This is a genomic window from uncultured Draconibacterium sp., assembly GCF_913060805.1.
GTDB lineage: Bacteria > Bacteroidota > Bacteroidia > Bacteroidales > Prolixibacteraceae > Draconibacterium.
This window is the reverse complement of sequence record NZ_CAJXTC010000047.1, coordinates 1-22566: the sequence shown is the minus strand read 5'-3', so window position 1 is coordinate 22566 and position 22566 is coordinate 1. Positions and strand designations below refer to the sequence as shown.

General features: G+C 41.4%; 18 protein-coding genes and 1 tRNA gene. 11 read left to right on the top strand and 8 right to left on the bottom strand.

The features are described from left to right. Positions 1-91: 91 nt before the first annotated feature. Together QZ576_RS20220 and QZ576_RS20215 are read right to left on the bottom strand one after the other, a co-directional pair. Positions 92-1369: an MFS transporter gene (locus QZ576_RS20220; protein ID WP_297100691.1), complete on the bottom strand. Its 1278-nt coding sequence runs from the start codon at positions 1367-1369 to the stop codon at positions 92-94. Between the two features lie 259 nt (positions 1370-1628). Then, a complete protein-coding gene (locus QZ576_RS20215) occupies positions 1629-1847 on the bottom strand; it encodes a Nif11-like leader peptide family natural product precursor (protein WP_297100688.1) in 219 nt (72 codons plus the stop codon). 317 nt (positions 1848-2164) lie between these two features. On the opposite strand from QZ576_RS20215, the gene tnpA reads away from it, so the two are divergent. Next, positions 2165-2623: an IS200/IS605 family transposase gene (gene tnpA, locus QZ576_RS20210; RefSeq protein WP_297100685.1), complete on the top strand. Its 459-nt coding sequence runs from the start codon at positions 2165-2167 to the stop codon at positions 2621-2623. A 301-nt stretch (positions 2624-2924) separates the two neighbouring features. Here the strand turns inward: tnpA and QZ576_RS20205 are convergent, their stop codons facing one another. Then, positions 2925-4472, bottom strand: coding sequence for an acyl-CoA dehydrogenase family protein (locus QZ576_RS20205; RefSeq protein ID WP_297100682.1), 1548 nt, complete (start codon positions 4470-4472; stop codon positions 2925-2927). Positions 4473-4968: 496 nt separating this feature from the next. Between QZ576_RS20205 and QZ576_RS20200 the strand changes: the two genes are divergently transcribed. The 6 genes from QZ576_RS20200 to QZ576_RS20175 all read left to right on the top strand — a co-directional run bounded on the left by QZ576_RS20200 (position 4969) and on the right by QZ576_RS20175 (position 12790). Continuing rightward, positions 4969-5400 (top strand): hypothetical protein, encoded by a 432-nt coding sequence (locus tag QZ576_RS20200; protein WP_297100680.1) that lies wholly within the window; start codon positions 4969-4971, stop codon positions 5398-5400. A 386-nt stretch (positions 5401-5786) separates the two neighbouring features. Next, positions 5787-7124: an MFS transporter gene (locus tag QZ576_RS20195; RefSeq protein ID WP_297100677.1), complete on the top strand. Its 1338-nt coding sequence runs from the start codon at positions 5787-5789 to the stop codon at positions 7122-7124. A 20-nt stretch (positions 7125-7144) separates the two neighbouring features. Then, positions 7145-8467, top strand: coding sequence for an APC family permease (locus QZ576_RS20190; protein ID WP_297100674.1), 1323 nt, complete (start codon positions 7145-7147; stop codon positions 8465-8467). Then, positions 8464-9198, top strand: coding sequence for a DUF6090 family protein (locus QZ576_RS20185; RefSeq protein WP_297100671.1), 735 nt, complete (start codon positions 8464-8466; stop codon positions 9196-9198). The genes QZ576_RS20190 and QZ576_RS20185 overlap by 4 nt, the downstream gene beginning before the upstream one ends. A gap of 147 nt (positions 9199-9345) precedes the next feature. Then, positions 9346-11511 carry an ATP-binding protein gene (locus QZ576_RS20180; RefSeq protein WP_297100667.1) on the top strand — a complete coding sequence of 722 codons (2166 nt, stop codon included), beginning with the start codon at positions 9346-9348 and terminating at the stop codon, positions 11509-11511. Positions 11512-11611: 100 nt separating this feature from the next. Further along, the gene (locus tag QZ576_RS20175; protein ID WP_297100665.1) at positions 11612-12790 is read left to right on the top strand and encodes an alpha/beta hydrolase-fold protein; all 1179 of its coding nucleotides are present in this window, start codon (positions 11612-11614) and stop codon (positions 12788-12790) included. A 108-nt stretch (positions 12791-12898) separates the two neighbouring features. Here QZ576_RS20175 and QZ576_RS20170 read toward each other — a convergent pair whose 3' ends face one another. Together QZ576_RS20170 and QZ576_RS20165 are read right to left on the bottom strand one after the other, a co-directional pair. Beyond that, on the bottom strand, positions 12899-15040 hold the full coding sequence (locus tag QZ576_RS20170) for a tetratricopeptide repeat-containing sensor histidine kinase (RefSeq protein ID WP_297100662.1): 2142 nt from the start codon (positions 15038-15040) through the stop codon (positions 12899-12901). Positions 15041-15312: 272 nt separating this feature from the next. Further along, positions 15313-16416, bottom strand: a complete 1104-nt coding sequence (locus QZ576_RS20165; RefSeq protein ID WP_297100660.1) for a universal stress protein — start codon at positions 16414-16416, stop codon at positions 15313-15315. A 229-nt stretch (positions 16417-16645) separates the two neighbouring features. Here QZ576_RS20165 and mgrA point away from each other — a divergent pair, with 229 nt between their 5' ends. Continuing rightward, on the top strand, positions 16646-17629 hold the full coding sequence (gene mgrA, locus QZ576_RS20160; RefSeq protein ID WP_297100657.1) for an L-glyceraldehyde 3-phosphate reductase: 984 nt from the start codon (positions 16646-16648) through the stop codon (positions 17627-17629). Between the two features lie 81 nt (positions 17630-17710). Then, entirely contained in the window at positions 17711-18328 is a 618-nt protein-coding gene (locus QZ576_RS20155; protein ID WP_297100652.1) for a transposase, read from the top strand. A gap of 160 nt (positions 18329-18488) precedes the next feature. Here the strand turns inward: QZ576_RS20155 and QZ576_RS20150 are convergent, their stop codons facing one another. After that, positions 18489-18656: a hypothetical protein gene (locus QZ576_RS20150; protein WP_297100649.1), complete on the bottom strand. Its 168-nt coding sequence runs from the start codon at positions 18654-18656 to the stop codon at positions 18489-18491. A gap of 324 nt (positions 18657-18980) precedes the next feature. Then, positions 18981-20000: a phenylalanine--tRNA ligase subunit alpha gene (gene pheS, locus QZ576_RS20145; protein ID WP_297100646.1), complete on the bottom strand. Its 1020-nt coding sequence runs from the start codon at positions 19998-20000 to the stop codon at positions 18981-18983. A 125-nt stretch (positions 20001-20125) separates the two neighbouring features. Here pheS and QZ576_RS20140 point away from each other — a divergent pair. Both QZ576_RS20140 and QZ576_RS20135 read left to right on the top strand, forming a co-directional pair. Then, positions 20126-20197, top strand: a tRNA-Arg gene (locus QZ576_RS20140). A gap of 146 nt (positions 20198-20343) precedes the next feature. Then, positions 20344-21324, top strand: coding sequence for an SIR2 family protein (locus tag QZ576_RS20135; RefSeq protein WP_297100643.1), 981 nt, complete (start codon positions 20344-20346; stop codon positions 21322-21324). A gap of 462 nt (positions 21325-21786) precedes the next feature. Here QZ576_RS20135 and QZ576_RS20130 read toward each other — a convergent pair. Then, on the bottom strand, positions 21787-22566 hold a 780-nt coding region (locus QZ576_RS20130), incomplete at its 5' end, for a hypothetical protein (protein WP_297100640.1).

The following is a 22566-nucleotide window of genomic DNA, read 5'->3' as shown; positions in this document are numbered from 1 at the left end:
TCCGGGCAAAATTGTTTACGGTCCGCGGCGTTTATAGCTAAATGGGAATGTCACTACAAGGGAGTGGAACGACCGAAGTAATCTTTTCCTTCTATCTAGCCACCCGCTTCTCCGACCAGATCATCAGAATTATAGCAAATGCCAGGAATACAATACCGGTAGCATAGGTGTAGCTAAAACCGGCCCATTCGTATAATTTTATACCAATAACCGGTGCCATTAAAGCACGCAGTCCGGTTAAAAACAGGTGCACACTCTGGTAATCGGCCGCTTCGTCGGGCTGGCAAAAATAACTGCTGCCAATACCCCACAAAATGGGCATACTTCCCATAAACAGTCCGTTAAAGAAAACAGCCACCATAAGCATGTAGTAAATTTTTATGCCAAAAATTTCGGTGTAGCCGTTGTAGTACTCGGTTAGTGCGGTAAACAGGATAAACAGCATCAGCGAACCAAAAGTAATTAGGCTAAAGCGCCGGGGATCGCGTTTGCCAATAATCTTTCCGAAAGAAGGTAAAAAAGCAATCGCAACAATATTAAAAGCATTGTTATAAAAGGCCACGCTCGAATAGTTAAGGTGAAGAGCGCGCTCGTAAAAAATGGTAATTACGGCGTGTGTACTCATCCAGGCAAAACCATAAAGCATAAAGCCGATTTCGAGATGCCGGAATGCCCGGTTGTTTTTCAGGATCTGGAAAATCCGTATAAACGACTGGTGCAACGATTTCCACAAAGGCGTATCGATGACCTCTTCCTTCTGAACGAACTTTATTTTGGTGAGCTGAAAGATGGAGACAATCGCCAGGATGCCAACAATGGGATAAAATACTTTGTAGGAATTGGGATTCCAGTCGAGCAGCACACCGGCGGCAAAAGTAGAAAGCAGCATGGCCACTTTTTGCAGCGTAACGGAGTAGCTAAACAGGCGCCCAAAATTTTCGTGCCGGTAATTCCCTTTTAAATACTGATTTACCGAGGGGATTGCCACAATGCGTGACATAAAATAAAGCAGAAAAATGGCCAGGAAAAAAGTGTGATAAATGGGCGGAAGTCCTTTCTGGTGACTTACATCGGGAAAAAAGGCCAGACCTACCAACGGCAGTTTGGAAATGATGGCAATACTGCGCAGCAGAACTTTTCGGTTGGTATAACGGCGTAGAATTTCGTTGGCCACCATGGCAAACAAAAACACCACCATATTAAACTGAAACAGAAACGCCAGCTGTACATTGCTGCCTTTTAGCGATTTAATGAAAATAAACTCCGTAAGCAGCAAGGCGCCGGCAGCTATTCCCTCAATGCCCGAGTAGAACAGATGCAGCTTTAAAGTGAGCCTTTCCTGTGGATTTAAACCTTTAAAAATTCGCATGACCTATATACAAGGCTGCAAAAGTAGAAATGTTTACAGAAATGTTGCTCTTTCTTCACAACGGCTCTGTCAGCGATTTTCTTAATTCCGGTTTTGGTGGGTTAGATTGCTTCTCTACGCTCGCAATGACATTATCATTTTTATTATATCAGGCAGCGGACAGCAGTGAATTGTGGTGATATGATTTTGTTTGTTGTCCGCTGCTTTACGCTTAATTAACCACTGTCATTGCGAGGGAGTGAAGCGACCGAAGCAATCCTTACACCCAGATTCCTTTTTTGGGCGGATTACCGTAGGAATCAAAATCGTCGCCGTTTTCGCGTAAAGCAGCTTTTAAATCATCAACAGAAAACTCGAAGCCATCTTCTGCGGCCATTTTACAAAATTCCTCCATCGAGAAACAGTTGTCGTACTTAACACGAAACTGACGGTCATCAGCACCTTTATCCAGAAACTCAAAAACTTTTTCTTTTGACATGATTATATAATTAGTTGATTGATAAAATGAAATTATAATCTCGTTATTTTTTGATAATGATCGTAATATTTTCGAATATGATGTCAAAATGTAATTGAAATATTGTTTTGAGTTAACAATTTGATATTATATTGCAGGCTTCTCTGACCCTGCTAGCAGTCCCATCGGGACGGAATAACGATAGCATCTGAGGAAGAAGTGCAGTCCCATCGGGACGAAATCCCGGTAGAAAAAGATTGATCAAACAACAAAAGTGCCGCAGGTACGAAACAATTAATCGACATTTTGTAATTTTAGATGCATCAAACACAAATGTTATGGCAAACACATACACCCAAATTCATATTCAAGCCGTCTTTTCCGTTCAAAACCGATTGTGTGTAATTCGTCCCGATTGGGAATCTGATTTGTATCGATACATAACGGGGATTATCCAAAACAACGGACACAAATTGTTGACAATTAATGGAATGCCAGACCATATACACATCCTTTTCGGATTGAGACCCAATCAATCTCTTTCGTCATTGATGCAGGATGTGAAAGCAAATTCTTCAAAATGGATCAATCAAAATAATTTTGTTTCGGGTAGATTCTCGTGGCAAGAGGGATTTGGCGCTTTTTCGTACAGTAAATCGCAAATTAGCCGGGTAGCTGATTATATCGAAAATCAAAAAGAGCATCATAAAACAAAAACGTTTACCGAAGAATACATCCAGTTTCTAGAGGATTTTGATGTTCCCTTTGATGAACGTTATATTTTTAGGCCGGTATAATCCTGGTTTTGTGTCGTACCTACGGCACTTCTTCGGCAGATACTTGCTGTTTTACCGATATTCCGTCCCTCCGGGACTTCATGGATGTGATTCTTATTTCTCTACCAATATAGCGTCCCTACGGGACTTTAAAGAGGTATAAGTTTCCAATGTATTAATCAAAATCCCCAAGGGATGTAAGGACGGCAAAAGCCTCCAACACTCGCAAACGAGTTGCAGTCCCGGAGGGACGAAATCTTGGTAGATGATTCATAGCATGAATTCATCAAGTCCTGTAGGGACGAAATATTTTATCCGGATTTTACCCCGCCACAAAGTTCAGCCATGATGTATTTTCGTCGTAGCCATCAACCACTTTTTCCTCGTTTTTAAAGTTAAAGGCCGACATTAGTTTGGTGATCTCCTGTTGCAGAAATGCCACACTACCATCGATCAAATCCTTGTTATAGCCTTTCTCCGATAGGTCTAACACCTGGTTCAGCGAAATTACGCGGCCAATTATCTTACCCATTTCAACCAACTTGCGCTGTGGTATCTGAAGATCGAGATTAAAATCGACCTGGTTTTTTACAAAATGAACCGCTTTATCGGTCAGGTCATATCCTTTCAGAAACTGAAATAAGTTACGCTCTTTGGCACGTTTCATCATTTTTACCAGCCCCTCCGAAATCTGCGCATAAAGGATATCATTCGATCCTTCAAAGATCTGGAATGGCCGGCTGTCGGCAGTTCCACGTCCGGCAATATGGTTGAGTTTATAAGCTTTGGCGCCCACCAGCTGAACCACCGACTGGGCAGCTTCCTGCATTAAATCGGTTATCACACTCTTTACGGCGTTGGCTTCCATTCCATGTGACGAAAGGTCGACATCCAAACCGGCTTTTTCGCTGCTGTTGGCACACATGGCCGAGCAAATGGTATACGAAGCCTGCAGTTTCGACAAACGATGTTGTACGCGGTCGTAGTTAAACAGGCTTTTTCCGCCCACCATTCGTTCCTTGCAATGTGTTAAAGCTTCGTCGAGCATGCGCTGAATAAAGCCCATTCCCATTCCCGGAAATTGCATACGGCTACGGTGTAACAAGTCGAGCATCATTTTAACACCCGTTGTTTCGGGTACCAGTTTATGCGCTTGCGGCAACTGCACATCAATACGGTTTCGTCCGTACGGAATGGCATATAAACCAAGGTTTTCAAAAAACTCTTCCACCACAATATTTTGTCCGGGTGCCGTTACATCGCACAAAAAGAAATCGATGTCGCGCTGTAGTTTCTCCGATTTTGACTGCTGACGTGCCGAAAGCAACCAAAAGTCGGCCCAGCCGGTTAATCCGGCCCAGTGTTTTTTACCTTTCAGGTGATATTTCGACTCCGATTCGGTGTACGACGTTTGCATATTTAAGGCATCGCTGCCATAATCCGGTTCGGTAATCATCAATCCGCCCATGGCTTTATCGTTTAAAAAACGATTGAAAACGGGTGCTTTTACTTCTTCCTGACCAAACTTGCCAAAAGGCTGCAGAAACAAGGCCGAGTTAATACCAAATGTAAGCGACAGTGCCAACGACTCGTACGAAGCCGCTGCCAGCAAACCAATGTTTTCCTTCATCACACCACCGCGTCCGCCATATTGTGTTGGAATACCCACCGACAGTGGATTTACCGACATAATTTCGCGCATTACAAACGGCGGAAGTCCGCGTTTTAAACTCAGCTGATCGATATCAGCACGCACATGAAAAACCTGTTTCATTTTAGCCTTCAGGTTCTCTAAAAATTCTGAAAACGGAATAGATGAGGGGGCATTGTTATTTGAAACCGGTGTTGACCCGGTTGTTGCTGTTTGCATAGATTTGATTTATAATGATAGAAGCATATTAAAGCTGTCAGGTTTACTTAAACGAAATCTGTCGCATATTGTTCTGACCAAAAACATTCTTTGCCACATTAAGCTCGAAATTTTTATAAACCGATGTGTGCCAAACAGGGAGTTCTATTGCGTATCTTCCTGTTTTTTCGTAACTTTTTGTTCCTGTTTTAGGATGGACGAAAATGTTGACATTTTAGCACATAAGAACTAAAACGACGTTCAAGTCGCTCCCCAACTGTTTTGACAAAGGGCTACAATCCCGGGCGGATTTTAATCGCAAAACAGTTCTAAAGGCCCACTCTCCTTATACTGCATTTACCCACATCCGTATTTTACCAAAAAATCGAGGCATGAAACGATTGTTAGAAATAATTCTCCTTCCCGGTTGATCGGTAATTTGTGGACAGCCAAAAAAGACGATAGCTAATTACCAGTTTTTACACAAAAACCAACAATTCACCAAAAATCAGAAATTATGAAAAAGCTCATTCTACTTTTTGTTACAGTCCTTCTTCTTTCTTGTTCTACGCCGGTAAACAGGCTCGAAGGAACCTGGAAATTAGTTGAATATAAAAGTATTGTGGATGGAAAAGTGGCTTGGACCGTTCCCGGAAATGCCGATGGAGAACAACTAAAAAGCTGGTCGGGAGAGTATTTTTTGTTTGTTGGCGAGTTTATCTCCGAAGGCACAAACAATCCGAATTACGGCAACGGAACTTATACCCTCGATGGAAATCATTACACGGAACATATCGATTTTCATGTTTCGCAGGATTACGTAGGAAAAGACGAACGATTGCTAATTGAGTTTAAAGGCGATACGCTTATTCAGATTAACCCGGTTAACGTTGATTGGAGTTACGATAAAGACAATTACCGAATGGAAAAATATATACGCGTGAAATAACCTTCAGGATATTTTATCAATTCATCCGCAACATTCGTTGACTCTGGTACAACAATAATCTACAACAACTTTTGATGACGATATTGCGGATTTAAGAAGGCTTCAGGTGACTTGGCGTCGCCCGGAGCCTTTGTTTTTGCTCGTGATTTTATTGGCATTTCGGTTTGCGAAACTTCCTTTTATCCAGTTGGTTAAACAAAATAAACATCTTGTGGTTATAAAGAAGATGAACTAGTCTTAATTATAAAGGTTTATCCCCAGCACGAAGAACCAATAATTGAATTTATGCTCCGCTTCGACTCAAAAATGCGTTTCAAGTTGTCATCCGAAAACCGGGTCTTAAATGTTATTACAAAGATGCTTATGTAAACAATAAATAAAAGCCTATGCTGCGATTCGTAAAAGTTTTGACTGCCGACAGAAATTTGCCGGCTTTGGCGGATAACGCCTTTCTGCGCTACGTAACCTTTGCAGCTTTGTATTTTGCGCAGGGAATCCCAAATGGTTTATTCATGTTCGCTATGCCCGCATGGATGGCAGCAAACGGAAAAAGTCCGGCCGAAATAGGCAGTTTTGTCGCAATTGTAGGTTTGCCATGGAGTTTTAAAATTATTGCAGCTCCGTTAATGGACCGCTTTACTTATTTGCCCATGGGACGACGCCGGCCCTGGATTTTGTTCGGGCAGGCGGGTTTGGTGGCCAGTTTCCTTTTGTTGGCAGTTATAACCGATCCGCTAAACCGGATGTCTGTTCTTATGATTGCCGGATTTATGAGCAGTTTAGCCAGTATTTTCCAGGATATTTCAATCGATAGTCTGGCAATCGATATATTGCCCGAAGATCAACAGGCGCGTGCCAATGGTTTAATGTGGGGTGCCAAGGCTGCAAGTATTTCGGCTACGGTTGCCGTTACCAGCTGGTTGTTCGCCAATTATAGTTTTATGATTGCCATGAATCTATTTGGTATCGTCATCTCGGCAATCATGCTTTTTCCCTTGCTCTTGAAAGAACGTACCGGCGAAAAGCTGACTCCTTGGACACCCGGTAGAGCATCTACTGAAGCACAAAAGATTCAACTCTCCAGTTGGAGGCTTATTCTGAAAAGTTTGATCAGGGGCTTTAGTTTGCCCGTGAGTTTGATAATGGGAGTTGCAGTTTTCATTTTTCGAATTGCGTCGACTTATGTTACTACGCTTCTGCCAATTTTTACTGTGCAGGAACTGGGCTGGAGCGATGCCCGCTATTCACATGTTTTTTCGATAACCGCTTTTATTGGTGGTATTATGGGCATGTTTGTGGGTGGAGCAATGATAGACATTTTCGGGAAAATGAGGATGATCATTTTTTATGTGTTAGGACTTATTGTATTGATGATAGTAATGGCGTTATTACCGCAATATTGGAGCAACGATACTTTTATAATTGGCTTCATTGGTGTTTTCTCCATCCTCGATACTTTTATAACCATTGCAATTTTGGCCGTAGCCATGCAGCTGTGCTGGAAACGCGTTGCGGCTACCCAGTTTACGCTTTATATGGCTATTGCCAACCTCGGAATGTCGGCTGGCGCCTGGATTATGGGGGAGGCAAAAGTTTATTTAAACTGGCAACAGGTGTTTGTGTTCTACCTGGTTTTTATGGGGATTGTTTTAGCGATAATACCGTTTGTTAACTTTCGGAAACACAAAATTCAGATGGAGAAACTGGAACACAAATACGCATAACGAACACGCAAAATTATACTATGTCGGAACCATCACATACAACGAATAAAAGACTGCACCGCGAGATCGGGTTGTTTGGATTAACCGCCAACATTGTGAATACCGTTATTGGTGCCGGAATCTTTATACTTCCGGCCACGGTTGCGGCTGTTATGGGAAACATGAGCATTGTGGCTTACCTGTTTTGCGGAGCCCTGATGATGATGATTATGCTGAGTTTTGCCGAAATCGGAAGCAAGATCACGGTAAGCGGCGGCGCGTATTCTTACATCGAAATTGTGTGGGGCCGGTATCCCGGATTTTTGGCGGCATTTTTATTTCTGTTGTCCACCATTTCTGCCGATGCTGCAGTTGCCAATGCCATTGCTGATGTTGCAGGTTCGTTGTTCCCATTTATGCAGGCTGAGTTTATGCGGATTTTGTTGTTCTTCCTTATTTTTTCGGTACTTGGTTACATCAATATCAAGGGAGTAAGGCAGGGAGTTGGCATTGTAAAACTCATTACTTTGGCAAAAGTAATTCCGCTGGTTTTTATTCTTTTGGTTGGGGTGAAAGACCTTTCTTCTGCAAATCTTTCCTGGGATTCTTTCCCGTCGGCCGATAAAATTGGTGAGGGTTCACTCCTTTTATTTTTTGCTTTCTTGGGTGCCGAATCAGCGCTGTCGGTGAGTGGAGAAGTTCGTAATCCGCAAAAGAATATTCCACGAGCTATTATTTTCAGTATTGGCTTTGTGCTTGTTCTCTATATTTTTATTCAGCTGATTTCGCAGGCTATTTTGGGGCCGGCTTTGGCTGAGACTTCGGAAAATACATTGGGGCAGGTAGCCAATAAAATTGTGGGGCCGGCCGGACTGACGCTGATTACTATTGGCATGGGAGTTTCAATGTTCGGAAACCTAAGCAGCGAGATTCTGAGTATTCCCCGGGTATTGTATGCAGCTGCCAAAGACCGTCTCATTCCGGTGAAAATGTTGAGTAAAATACACCCAAAGTTTGCCACGCCTTATGTTGCAATTATTGTCTACGTACTAATCGATTTCATCTTTGCTTCGCTTGGTGGATTAAGTTGGTTGATACTGATTTCAAGTGCTTCAATTTTGCTGATTTACCTGGGAGTGGTACTGGCTGTTATTAAACTCCGTTTCAAAAAGGGAAGCCAACCGGCAAAGGGTACTTTCCGAATTCCCGGAGGAGTGACAATTCCGGTTATTACTGTGCTGGCAATTCTTTGGTTTCTGTCAAATCTGTCGGCCAGCGAAATCTTATCCGTGTCGTTGTTTATTGTGGTATTGAGTGTTGTTTTCCTGATAATAAGTTCAAAAAATAAAAAGACCAGCAAATGAGACTATTTAACAATATACGCTACAAACTGGCTGCCGAAAACCGGGCCGCTAAATACATGCGTTACGCCATTGGCGAAATTGTACTTGTGGTAATTGGGATTTTGATCGCATTACAAATCAACAATTGGAATTCGAATCGCATTGATCAACTCAAGGAGTTGGAATACCTCGAACATTTTTTGGGAGAAATGAGAAGCGACTCTGTGTTTCTAAATGTGTTTTGGAAGAAAGATTATCCGGAAAAAGTTGAGGGCCTGGAATTGGCCCGAAAGTATGTCAAAGATGGAATTGAAATTGATGACACGGCAGCATTTATGGCAGCCATCGGGAAAGGTGGAAAATTAAGTCGGGCAGCAGTTTTTGAAGAATCCAGTACTTACAAAGATATCATCAGCACCGGAAACCTAAAGCTGATTCGCAACAAGGATTTGCAGTTACAGATCATACAGTATTACACCGCCATTAGTACAACAATTACCTACATGGATAACTTGCGCAGCGAGTACGCTACTTTTGTGAATTCCATGATTCCTTATAATCCTCAGGGACAATATCAACCCGATGAGAAAGATTACGAACGTGCACTGCAAAAAATGAAGTCGGATGAGTTTTTAAGTCTTTCCAACCAGGAGCTTACTTTTGCCTACTCGCTCAACCGACGCATGGATCGCGTGAATACCAGGTTAATTCCTTTAATTGATTTGATCGAGGCCGAACTCAGCAAAAAATAAAGTGGCAATTTTGCTCTTCTTTAGAATCTATATTTCTTATGCGCGTCCAACCTTTTCAAAAAAATGTAGTATAAAGGAAAAGAACAGCAGTTGGATCTTAATAGCACTGAAAACCATTAAATTACAAATGCACTAAAAACAAAACCGATGCAACGGTTAAATCAACTTTCTAAGCGCTTTGAGCTTTTCCTGCAGCGTCTAACCGAAAACGAAACGTTAAGCGACTGGGATAAGCTGGGGAAGAAATACATGATGGTGCAAGGCTTGTTTGCCATTACCGGTTTAACAATAATGTTGATCGTTTCATGGATTATCTCGGCCAAACTGATCTTCGAGTTCTGTCTGATCTATATTCCCATAGTTTGTGTGTCGACCACCATTTTCTATTACTCCCGGAAGATAGACCTGGCAATCAAACTGTTTAAAATTCTGATGATCGTAATTTCGTCGGTGTATGTGGCCCGCATGGGGGGATTGTTAACTTGCGGAGGTTTGTTTTTGCTTTCTATTCAGGCCGTTACCAGCTCGGTAATTTTACGTAAACCAAAGCTTATTTTGCCGGTAAGCGTTGTGTTTGTAATAGCTATGTTAGCCTTGTTTATTTTTGATCCTTATTTCCCGAAAGAACAGGCGTTAAGCCCGCAACAAAACCTGCTTTTCTTTTTCGCAAGCCTGATTATTATTACCGGATATATCTTCTTTTTTAGTCTTTATGCCGTAAACCTGTTTGCAAAAATGGAGGAGCGCGAAGCACAACGGCAGAAAGAAATGAACGAGGCTAAAACCCGCTTGTATACTAACATTACGCACGAGTTCCGCACACCGTTAACAGTTATCTTGGGGCTGGCCGATTCGCTGCGTTCGGAAAAAGTTAAGAACGGTCGGGCCAAGGCCGATACCATAATTAAAAATGGAAAAAGCCTGTTGCAGCTGGTCGATCAGTTGCTCGAGTTGAGTAAAATGGAATCGGGAAATCTATCGGTGAAAAAGATTCACGCCAACATTGTTCCGTTTTTGCGCTATGTGTTTCAATTGCAGGAATATTATGCCGAAGAGAAGAAGCTGAAAATGACTTTTGATGCGGATAAGCAGAGTTATGTGCTGGATTTTGATCCGGAAAAAACAACAGTTATCGTTTCTAATTTGCTGGGCAACGCCATAAAATTCACGCCGGCCGGAGGATCAGTAAAAATGCATGTGCTGGTTGAAAATGGAATGTTGAAAATGGTTATTAGCGACACCGGTATTGGAATTCCTGCAGAAAAGCAGCATAAGATATTCGAACGTTTTTACCAGGCTGATGACAAAAATACCCGAAAAGTTGGAGGCGCAGGAATTGGATTAGCGCTTACCCGCGAGCTGGTTACCTTGTTGAACGGAACAATTCAGGTGCAGTCGATTCCGAATAAAGAGACAGTGTTTACGGTGAAGTTGCCCGTTACAAGCACACTACGCGCAAAAGAAAATCAGGAACAGTTGCTAACAGAAACTCAAGAGGAAGTTTTAGAAGCAACGAATCCTGCCAAAGTGCAACAAAAAGGGAAACAGCGTTTATTGATAGTTGAAGACAACCCCGATGTTCTGGGTTATTTGCAAGCCTGCTACAGCGATTATTTTAAGATTGAGTTGGCCAAAAATGGCAAGGAAGGTTACGAGACGGCGGTGAATGAAATTCCGGACGCGATTATCAGCGATGTAATGATGCCCGAAATGGATGGTTTTGAGCTCTGTAAAAAGCTCAAAGAAGATATTCGCACCAGTCACATTCCCATTGTTTTGCTAACGGCAAAAGCCGATATTCCGTCGCGCATTGAAGGGCTGGAGCAAGGTGCCGATGCTTATGTGGTAAAACCGTTCAATCAGCAGGAATTGTTGGTGCGGCTGCAAAAACTGCTCGAGCTGCGTAAAAAACTCTACCAACGATTTAGTAAAGGCAACGGCTTTGATTACAGCACCGATCCGTTGATGCAGCGCGAAGACCGTTTTATGAAAAAACTAAATTCTGCCATTAGCGAAAACCTTAACAACGAGGATTTTAATATACCTGAACTTTGCGAGGAAATGGCCATGAGCAAATCGCAGTTGTACCGCAAGTTTAAGGCGCTTACCAATCAGTCGGTAGCGCGTTATATCCGTTCGTTGCGCATGCAGAAAGCAAAGCAGTTGTTAAGTTCTTCATCAATGAATATTACCGAAGTGGGCTACGAAGTGGGAATGAAAAGTTTAAGCACCTTTAGCCAGGTTTTTAAAGAGGAGTTTGGTGAAAGTCCGCGAGAATTTCTGCTTCACGAAAACGAAAAAAGCTACAATTAACCCTCGGGACAATTCAGGAAGTATTTGGGAAAAACCGGAAAGCCGGTTGAAACATTGTACAGTACATTGCAGATGAGTTTAATCCAAAAAATGTACTACAATGAAAACAAAAATCTTAATTCTAATCTTGCTCAGCATATTCATTTTACCTGCCTGCCAGGATGAATTTGAAGCGCCCGACACTGATGCTTTGCTGCCAGAAAAAGCAGCGGTGGTGGGAGAGGGAACTATCGTAAGCACTAGCATGCACAGCAAAGCACTTGAAGGAAATCTTCTGGGTGACCCGGCCGACCGACCGGTGTATGTGTATTTGCCGAAAAGCTATTATGCCAATCCGGATAAACATTTTCCTGTAATTTACTTTTTGCATGGTATGCCTGCCTGGGGAAAGATGTTGATGGAACCGGTACCTTTCGAAATTTTCAAACAGGTGGCCAATCTGCAGGCATCGGTTGATTATCCGGGAGTTGAATTTGAAGACTGGCTAAACGAACTGGTCGACAGCAAAGGAATGAAGGAGGCGATAATTGTGTTTCCCGATTCCCGAACATTATTGGGGGTGTCGTCTTATACCAACTCGCCAGTACTGGGTAAATGCGAGGATTATATCTGCAAAGATCTTGTGAAATTTATCGACAGTAATTTTCGTACCATTCCCCACTTTAACTGGAGGGCCATAACCGGCCATTGCGCGGGTGGTTATGGCGCATTAAAACTGGCTATGAAACATCCCGATATATTTCGTTATGCAGCAGCATTATCGCCTGCTCATTTCCCTCGCGAAACGTTGATGGCTATGGCGTCGATGATGCCAGTTGAAGATGAAATGTGGGAGCCGATGGGGGCACCGGCAGGACCGATACCGTACGATCCGATGCAGCCCTATAAATTTGTAAATAACAGTGTATATTTCCTCATGCAAGCCTGGTTGCCCAATCCTGCCAACCCTCCATATTTAGCCGATTTGCCCTTTACTTTTGTTGACGGTGTACCCATAATGAATGAGGAGTTGATGAATAAAACAGATCAACAAAATTTGATGGCCCTGTCAACAAAATACAGAACAGGCTTAAAAAAGCTGAAAACCGTATATTTCGATTGTGGCATGAGTGATGACCTGATGATGTATCCTCCCAACCAACTGTTCGATCAGCATTTGAATGAGATGCATGTTAAACACCAGTTTGAGTCCTACGACGGAACACACATCAATCATCTTTACCAGCGTTTGGAGAAAGCTTTGGTAATGCTGTCGAATGATTTTCCGGAATACGAGTGATTGAGCAAAAGAAAGTTTAAATGCAAAGCGATTATTTCCTTGAGTTATATGGGAAGTAATCGCTTTGTTTTATGCTGAATGGGATTGCTGCGGTAATCTGTATTTACGTTAGGCCTGCGGAAGTGTAACAATAACCGAAGTACCTTTTCCTTTTTCGCTTTCAATGTTTATCGAGCCATTGTTTTTCTCAACAAAATCTTTTACAAGTATAAGGCCCAGTCCGTTGCTTTTTTCATTTTCAGTTCCTTGCGAATGACTTTTAGAGCTGATATCGAATAGCTGATTCAATTTCTCAGAATCCATTCCCAGTCCGGTGTCGGTAATTTTTATGGTAACTTCTTTTTGTGCCGAGGCGAAAGTTTTAACCGAAATTGACCCTCCGCGCGGAGTAAACTTTATGGCGTTACTAACAATGTTTCGGATAATGGTTTGAAGCATGTTGGCATCCGACAAAACTTTTAGCTGATTGTCAGTATCAAGCGAAATGGCTATTTGTTTTAAACTCGCCGATTGTTGCAGTTTTTCGACTGTATTTTGAATCACACCTTTCAACTCAAGTTTTTCAGTATTTACCTCCATCTTTTTCACCTGCGATTGTGCCCAAAGTAACAGGTTATCGAGCAAATCGCTGATGTTTTCTGATGCTGATACAAGGAGTTTGAGCAGCTTTTTAAGCTCATCTTTTTCCAGCGCATCAAATTCCTGGTGGAGGTGGTCGAGAAATGCCGTTTGTGTGTGAACCGGGCCCCGAAGATCGTGGGCAATAATGGCAAAGAACTTATCTTTTGTGAGGTTCGCCTCCTCCAATTGATTATTTTTTTGGCGCAGACGCTGGTAGAAAATATAAATAATGCCGGCAATAATAATGGCGAGCAAAACAGCGATTATCATTAAAATTCGTGATGTGCGATGTTGCCGCAGTTCCAGCCTGTTAATCTCGTTTTGTTGCTCCAATGCTGCAATCTGGCTGTTTTTTGCATCCAGTTCGTAAATTCCCTGCAGCTGTTCGAGTTTTATATTGGCAGCTCCAAAAAGCATAGAGTCCTGAATGTTGATTTGCTGCTGCTGACAAGAGAGGGCTTTGTCAAGGTCGTTAAGATTGAGGTAGATTTCGCTGAGTTTTGAATAAATATCGAGCTGAATACGTTTTTGATTATTGATAATCGCCTGGTCCAGTCCTTTTTGAATACTGGATAGTCCTTCATTGGTTCGGTCGGTGTCGATATAGCACAAACCAATATATAAATAAAGGGAAGGTTGGCTGAGAAAATCGTTAAGTTCGATTTTCGAGTTCAGCGATTGTTTCAGGTATTTTTCGGCCAGTGCGTAGTTCCCTGATGCATATTCGATGCGGCCCAGGTTTTTATAGGCATTTGAAATTCCGTATCTCGAACCACTCTCTTCGAAAATTTGCAAAGTATTTTCGATGTATTTACGCGCTTCGTCAGTATTTCCCAGCAGTAAATTTAAGATCCCAATCTGTTCGTAGCAAATTACAATTCCGTTTTTGTTCTGGTCTTTTTGCGCCAGTTCTTCGTAGGTTTCAAGCGAAAGCATGTAATATTCCATCGCTTTATCCAAAAGACGAAGATCGGCATAAATACGCCCAAGTAGGTAGGCCGACCAGGCATAACCTTCAGTAAAACCGGCTTTTTCGTAATTCAGCCGCGCTTTAATAATGTATTCAGTGGCGCGGTCGTATAAGCCGTTTACCCGGAAAACGGTTCCCATCATTGAATAGGCAGCACCAACAGCACGATAATTTTTCGACTGTCGACCTGTTTGAATAGACAGGTTAAACGATTGCAGCGCTTTTAAGTGATCGCCACTGGTGTGTTGGTTAATACCGGTTCGTAAAAATATATCGCTTTGATACCAGTAATCATCGAGCTGGTAAGCAATGGGCAAAGCGCTGTCGTAATAGGCCTGCGAACGATCGGCGTTGTTAAGGTCGTGATAAATACGTCCGAGAGCCAGAAATGATCGCATTTGCAACGATTTGCTGTTTCGCTTTTTTGCTGCCGTTAGTGCTGTTTGGGCAAGTGCCAGCGCCTGGTCGTTATCCTCTCCCATATAATACATCGCCAAATCAAGCTGTGCATTTATTTTTTCCGCGCCCTGTTTATTTTGAATTACCTGGCGCAAACTGTCGGCCTGTGTGGTAGTAGCACCTATTACTAAAGCAGTATTAAGAGTTGATAATGAGAGGGTAAAAATAACGCTAATTAATAGCTTTATTCTTTTATTCATTAGTGTTCACGTTTTTTTGAGTTCTGGTTTTATCTGTTAGTCGCAATAAAAAAGGCTTTCGTTCTTGTTACAATCCGACAGTCTCTTTAGCTACCTAAACAATAAAACTGGTAACGAGTTTAACAATTTTGTGTGAAAGATAGAAAATTGTCAGCATTTAAAATCATTATGGATAGTGGTTTTGTTGAGTGATAACAGAAAACGGGAACCAACTATTATGAGTAAGTTCCCGTTAACGGCGTATTGACAGATCCGTTATTTTTTATGCCATTTTAAGCGTGAAATACCAACAGCGGAATTTCTGCATGGAACACCATTTTACGCGCTAAACTTGGGTTGAAAAGTCGCGAAATCATTCCTCGTTTATGCGTGGTGAGTGCCAGAATATCCACCGGGTCGTTTTTAATCGTACTTTCAAGTGTATCTAAAACATCGTTCCCCATAATCAGTTTGCACTCAAATTCCTTTTTCTCGTATTTCTTGTTCAAAATATCTTTCATTCCTTCCAGTCGGGCAATGTCCCAGCCATATTCGTCGGGAAGTCCAACGTGCGCACAAACCACTCTTACTTCGTAGGATTTTACAATGTTCATTAGTTTATCGAGTGCCGTAAAATCCTTTTCATCGAAATTAGTGGCATACAACACCTCTTTAAAGGCATCAACCGGTTTTGTTTCCATTTCTTCCGGAATAACCAACACCGGAACGGGTGCGTTGTACATTACGTCGGCGGTAACGCTGCCCACTGTGCCGGGCCATGTTTTATCGCCACCGCGGCCAAGTACAATCAGTCGTGTAGGTTGTTCGTTGGCAAAGGCCAGAATGTCCTCTTCGGCGTATCCCGGCTTAACAATATATTCCGGATTTACTTTCTCCCAGTTATCCGCGCCGATACTTGATACCAATGGTGCTAGGAAATTTTTAAACTGCTGGTTGGCTTCTTCTTCGGCATCCTCGGTTTGTTTTAACAGCGTGGTGTCGTAAGGGTAAATGTCGCCGTAGGGAATTGAAAAGCGCACCGGACTAATGTACGAGTGCATAATTACCAGTTTAGCATTCAGGTGTTCGGCAATGTTAAAAGCCATTTCCACGGCTTTTTCCGATACGGCGGAAAAGTCGATTGGAACAAGGATAAGGCCGGGTTTACCCACTTTTTTCTGTTTCCCCGATTTTAATCCAAGCAATAAATCAACTTCTTTAAAGGCCTCGTTCAGGTCGTTTTCCAGAATTTTAACCCGAACGGTTGAGGTGGCTGCTCCTTCAATTAAATGCACATCTTCCAGTTCGCATTTAATTCCTTTTTCCTCCAAACGCATTTTCAAAATATGGGCGCGCGCCAGAGGTAATACTACAATAGTAACTAGTTTTTCACTCATGGCTATTCGATTTTAGTTTCTATATTATTTATATGGTTTTAAGACCGATTAGTTTCAGAAAATGACTGAAATCTTGCACAGGCCGTATTTTCGAAAAGGCGGCTGCATGTAATGATTGTGTATTGATTTAGAGAAATGGCAAAAGAAGATTAACTTTAAGCGATGCAATTGGATTTGTTTACAGACGACTCTGAAAGCATTTTAGCAATAACCAATTAAATTTAATAGTATGACCTATGTTCCAAAAGAATCGAGATACGATGAAATGCAGTACAACCGCTGCGGAAAATGGGGGCTGAAACTGCCTGCTGTTTCGCTGGGTTTGTGGCATAACTTTGGCGGAATTGATGTGTTTGAAAATGGCCGGGCGATGTTGCACCGGGCTTTTGATTTAGGCATCACACATTTTGATTTGGCCAACAATTATGGCCCGCCTCCGGGATCGGCCGAAGAAAATTTTGGTAAGATTTTGAAGCAGGATTTTAGTGCTTACCGCGATGAGCTGATTATTTCGAGCAAAGCCGGTTACCTGATGTGGCCCGGACCTTATGGCGAATGGGGGAGCCGCAAATATGTGCTGGCCAGCCTCGACCAGAGTTTAAAACGAATGGGACTGGAATATGTGGATATTTTTTATTCGCACCGTCCCGATCCTGATACGCCGCTTGAAGAAACCATGATGGCGCTCGACCGGGCAGTTCGTTCGGGAAAAGCGCTGTACGTGGGTATTTCAAATTATCCGGCCGACATGGCGAAAGAAGCTGCGCAAATTTTGAAAGAACTGGGAACGCCTTGTTTGATTCATCAGCCACGTTATTCGATGTTTGAGCGTTGGGTGGAAGACGGCCTTCTGGATGTTTTGGAAGACGAAGGAATTGGTTGTATACCGTTTTCGCCACTTGCCCAGGGTTTGCTTACCAATAAATATTTGAAAGGAATTCCCGAAGGATCAAGAGCAACCCGCGAAGTTTTTCTAAAAAAAGAACATGTTGATACGGCACACGATAAAATTGTGGCTTTGAATGCTATTGCTCAGGAGCGAGGTCAGTCGCTGGCACAAATGGCACTGGCCTGGATTTTACGCGATAAACGAATTACCTCGGTGCTTATCGGCGCCAGCTCGGTAAAACAAATTGATGACAATGTGGAAATGCTTAAGAATCGTAGTTTTTCGGTTGAGGAATTGGAAGCGATTGAAAAGGTGTTGGATTAACTGTGAGAGACGCACGGCCGTGCGTCTCAACAAAGACGGCTGGCTGTTCTTTTTAAAAGCGAAGGCGTTGGATAGAATAAAATGGATAAATTCAATAACACATTTCGAATAGAATCACATCGTTTGCGGGGATATGATTATTCAGGTGACGGGATGTATTTTGTCACCCTGGTAATTCAAGGTAGAGATTGTATATTAGGTACCGTAAAGGATGAAGAAGTGATATTATCGGAATTTGGGAAATTGATAAAAGAAGAATGGTTAAAATCTTTTTCAATCCGTAAGGAGTTATTTTTAGATGAATTTATAATAATGCCCAATCACTTGCACGGATTGTTAATTATAAAAAACAATTATGACCAAACTGAAGAGATGCATGGTTCCAATGTTCAAACGCAAGGCCTTGCATCCCTAGAAAAGAATATTCGGTGGCAATCGGAACCTGTTGATATTGAATTCAAAAGAAAACCAAAATCGTTGTCATCATTTGTTGCCGGATTTAAGTCAGGATCAACAAACGCGATCGATAATTATATTGATTTAAAACACCTGGATATCCCAAAATATAACAGAGATAATAAGTTGTGGCAGGCAAGCTATCACGATAGGATAATTCGAAATGAAAGAGAATATTGGAAAATAAAAAATTACATAAAATCCAATCCTAAAAATTGGGAAATGGATGATATGTATCGTTGATTGTTATGCACAATGTAGAGACGCACGGCCGTGCGTCTCTACATTGTGCATTTTCTACAGGAATATCATATAAATGGGTATGCAGGATTGGATTAAGAGGATAGCCGAAAATAAAAAAAGGCTCGCAATTGCGAGCCTTTTCTGTTCTATAATACGTAGGTTACATTCCTAATAACTTTTCCAATCCCCAGAAGAGACTGAAAATAATTGCCATTCCGGCAATAGCACCTGCCGCCAGTGTAAAAATAAAGTTTAATGGCAGCATTTTTTTCTCATTCTCAGTATTCATCTTAATGACGATCTGATTCTGATTTGCTTTCGTTTCCATTCGGTATTTATTTAGTTGCCCATCCAAAAAATCATACATATTTTAATTGTTATTTTCTGTGTTCTACAGGATTGGGCTGTTTCTAATTTTATCTTCCCGTGTCTAATAAAAGACTAAAAAGTATGCTGCAAAGCTACGGCTTTTTTACTAAATAGGCCAAAAAGCAGGTTTTCGGTGGGCTGTTTGTTAAATTCGTGTTAACGTGGCAGTTACAGAATGGAACAGAATATTCTTACTAAAAGTATCGCAAGAATAAGGCCGTAATGCACCAAAAAAAGGAGCTTTTTGAGCTCCTTTCAATATCATTTTTCGAATTGTTTTTGTCTAAGTTGCCGACTCGAATTGTTTTAAGAATCGTACATCGTTTTCGAAGAAATGTCGGATGTCTTTAATTCCGTAACGCAACATGGTAATACGTTCGATACCCATTCCAAATGCAAATCCTGTATATTTTCGGCTATCGATATTACAAAGTTCCAATACGTTTGGATCAACCATTCCGCAGCCCAGAATTTCGAGCCAGCCGGTGTATTTACAAACATTACATCCTTTGCCACCACAAATCGAGCAGCTCACATCCATTTCGGCACTTGGCTCCGTAAATGGAAAGTACGACGGGCGCAGACGGATTTTAGTGTCTTCGCCAAACAGCTCTTTGGCAAACTGCAACAATGTTTGTTTCAGGTCGGCAAACGAAACATTCTCGTCAACATACAATCCTTCAATTTGGTGGAATATGCAGTGCGAACGTGCAGAAATTGCTTCGTTACGGAAAACACGTCCCGGGAAAATAGCACGGATAGGCGGCTGGGTGCGCTCCATAACACGAATCTGTACACTTGAAGTGTGGGTACGCAACAGCACATCCGGATCTTTTTCAATAAAGAAAGTATCCTGCATATCGCGGGCAGGGTGCTCCGGTGGAAAGTTCAAAGCTGAAAACACATGCCAGTCGTCTTCAATTTCAGGGCCTTCGGCAACGGTAAATCCAAGACGGGCAAAAATTCCGATAATCTCGTTTTTAACCAGCGACAGTGGGTGGCGGGTTCCCAGTTTCATGGGCTCGCCCGGCATGGTCAAATCCTGTCCGGCAGACTCGCTACCATTGTTCTCAAAACCTTCTTTTAGTGTGTTAATTTTTTCTAAAGCGAAAGTTTTAAGCGTATTAATGGCCTGTCCAACCTCCTTTTTCTGTTCGGCAGGAACAGTTTTGAAGTCGTTGAATAATTGGCCGATCAATCCCTTTTTGCTGATATATTTTATACGTAGCTCCTCTACCTCTTCCTTGCTTGAAGCTACAATAGTGTCGATTTCTTCCTGTAACGCTTTGATCTTGTCTAACATCCTTGTTCGTTTAAACTGAGGTGCAAAGATAATGATTCAGATTATAGTGAATAAGAACAGAGCAACAATATTTTAGACTGATTTGTCGGGATTCAGGTTTTTAACTACTTTTGCGCCACATTTACGGTCCCGTAGTTCAACGGATAGAATAGCAGTTTCCTAAACTGTAGATATGGGTTCGATTCCCGTCGGGACTACTATTAAAGAGCTGATAATCAATTTATTAGCTCTTTTTTATTGGCTGTTTTGGTAGCTCTTTCTGTTTTTATATAAGATTGCCATTGTTCTACCTGATTAGTACAAAAGAGATTTTACGCTATATTTATCAATAAAAATCATTATTATGCCTACCAAAACAGTTTTTGTACTTGGCGCCGGTGCGAGTATTCCTTACGGGTTCCCTTCCGGATCCCAGTTAGTAGCACAAATTATAGAATCTATTAGTCCTTCTTTTTATCGAGGGGGAGAGGAACATTTTACCAAAAAGCCGCTCGCAGATTTATTGATAAATGAGTTTTCTTTAACTGATTTAATAAATTTTAGAGAGACGCTAAACGCTTCTCAGACCTATTCTATCGATGCTTTTTTGAACTATAGAAGAGAGTTTATAGATATTGGGAAAATGGCTATAGTTTGGCATTTATTAGAGGCTGAACATAGAGCACTAAAGGGTAAAAAAATGAAAGGAGATTGGTATCAGTTTTTTTGGAACCAGATTAACTCGCACAAAGAAGACTTGTATAGTTTTTCTTTTTATACTTTTAATTACGATCGTTCTCTTGAGTATTTTCTTAGAACATCTGCAGCCAATTTGTATGGATATGAAGGGTTAGATTTAAATAATTATCTAGCTAAAATTCCGATAAACCATTTACACGGTACGCTTGGAAATATGAATTTTGGTCATAAAAGCTCAATTGTTACAGCCGGTGAATTGAGAAATGCTGCGGATAATATCAAAATTATTTTTGAAGTCGATGAGATGACGATGTTTGAACAATTCCAATCTGAAGTGAGAAGGTGCGATAATATTGTTTTTCTTGGTTTTGGATTTCACCCGGACAATGTAAAAAGAATCGGATTCCCCAGGATAAGGTTTTTCCCAAAAAGAAAAATGCCAAAGATATTTTCATCTGCATATGGATTGAAGGAGGTTGAGCTTTATTCAAAATTGATAAAGCACCTACATATTACTTACAATGTTAATTTTCAAAGAGAGGTGGATGAGCATATACATGACTTGGTAGAGGTTGGATCTGAGACAGATGCTAATTTAGAATTTCTGAGAAAGCATTTTCCTTTCGAAGAGTTATTTGTAGACTAATCGATTAAAAAGTACCATGAAATCATGTCCTTCAAACCTTTAATATTAGGCTTTTTTTGCGCTTAAATCTCTGTTAAGTTACCGTGCTATTTATAATGTTTTTAAATAAAAAGATCCACTGACATGGCAAAAAAGTGTTGTGTTTGAAAATCAGTCTTTTAGCTGCAAAAGAGGTGAGTGCTTCTGACATTCTCTTTTTAAATACCCCGCGCCGCCCTAAAACAGTTTCGTAATTACGATTACTTGATTTTGCATTATATGCTGAGAGACTGTTCAATCTTGCTAATATTTATTCTGTAATTAAATACGGTATTTGTATAGGTGAATCAGTCTTCTGTATACGTTGCAGACTAAGTTGTGGGGATATAAAAAACGAATGTCTTCCGGCATATGAGGTTATGCAGGTTAGTCTATGAAAAAACCGTAATGGGGGAGTATTAGGGGATTACAGTATCGATCTTGTTATATTTTATAGCCTCTAATAAGAGTTGGGCCAACACTATTCAGGGTGAATTCAGTCTCCATTTCTTCAATTATAAATTCTCCTTCTTTGCTAGATAGTTTACTTGTGATGTTCTCCTTTATGTGTGTTATAAGATTAAGAGGTAATTGAGCCTGTCTTGTAACCGGTTGTCTTTTGCTCCAGAATCGATTCCATTTTGCCCACCTTTTTGCAAAGAGCCCTACTTCTTCCTTATCCCACGAGAGAGAAAGGTTGGAGGTAGAATTTAATGCAATATTGTTACCTCTGTAAAATAAGAGACGTGGTTCAAACTTCTGGAACGCAAACCTGATACCTTCCAAATTACCAGGTTGAAAAACCATGGGGTAAGGATCGCAGATTATAGTACTGAAACAAGTTTTTATTTCTTCTTCTTCGGTTTTATCCGGATTGTAAAAACCCGGTTGAAATCCGATTGAGAAATGTTGCCATCCAAGCGCATCGGTTAATACTTCACTCCCGCCAACTGGATCCGGTTCTGATATATTCATTAGTTTATATTCAGCATATACATCCAGGCTTGTAAGGTAGCGGATATCCCCCAGCTGAGGATCTTCTACATTTGGCAATTCAGACCAGTTGTATACTGGCTCCTTCAAATCGCTTAAACGGTCTGATATATCCGTCCATCTCTCTGAGAAAATCAAATCGTTTTCATCGTGCTTGTAAGAGAATTTAAGAGTAACATCCTTTTGTTCATCCAATTCCCAGTTCCCAACCATGTATTTGTCGATCGGAAT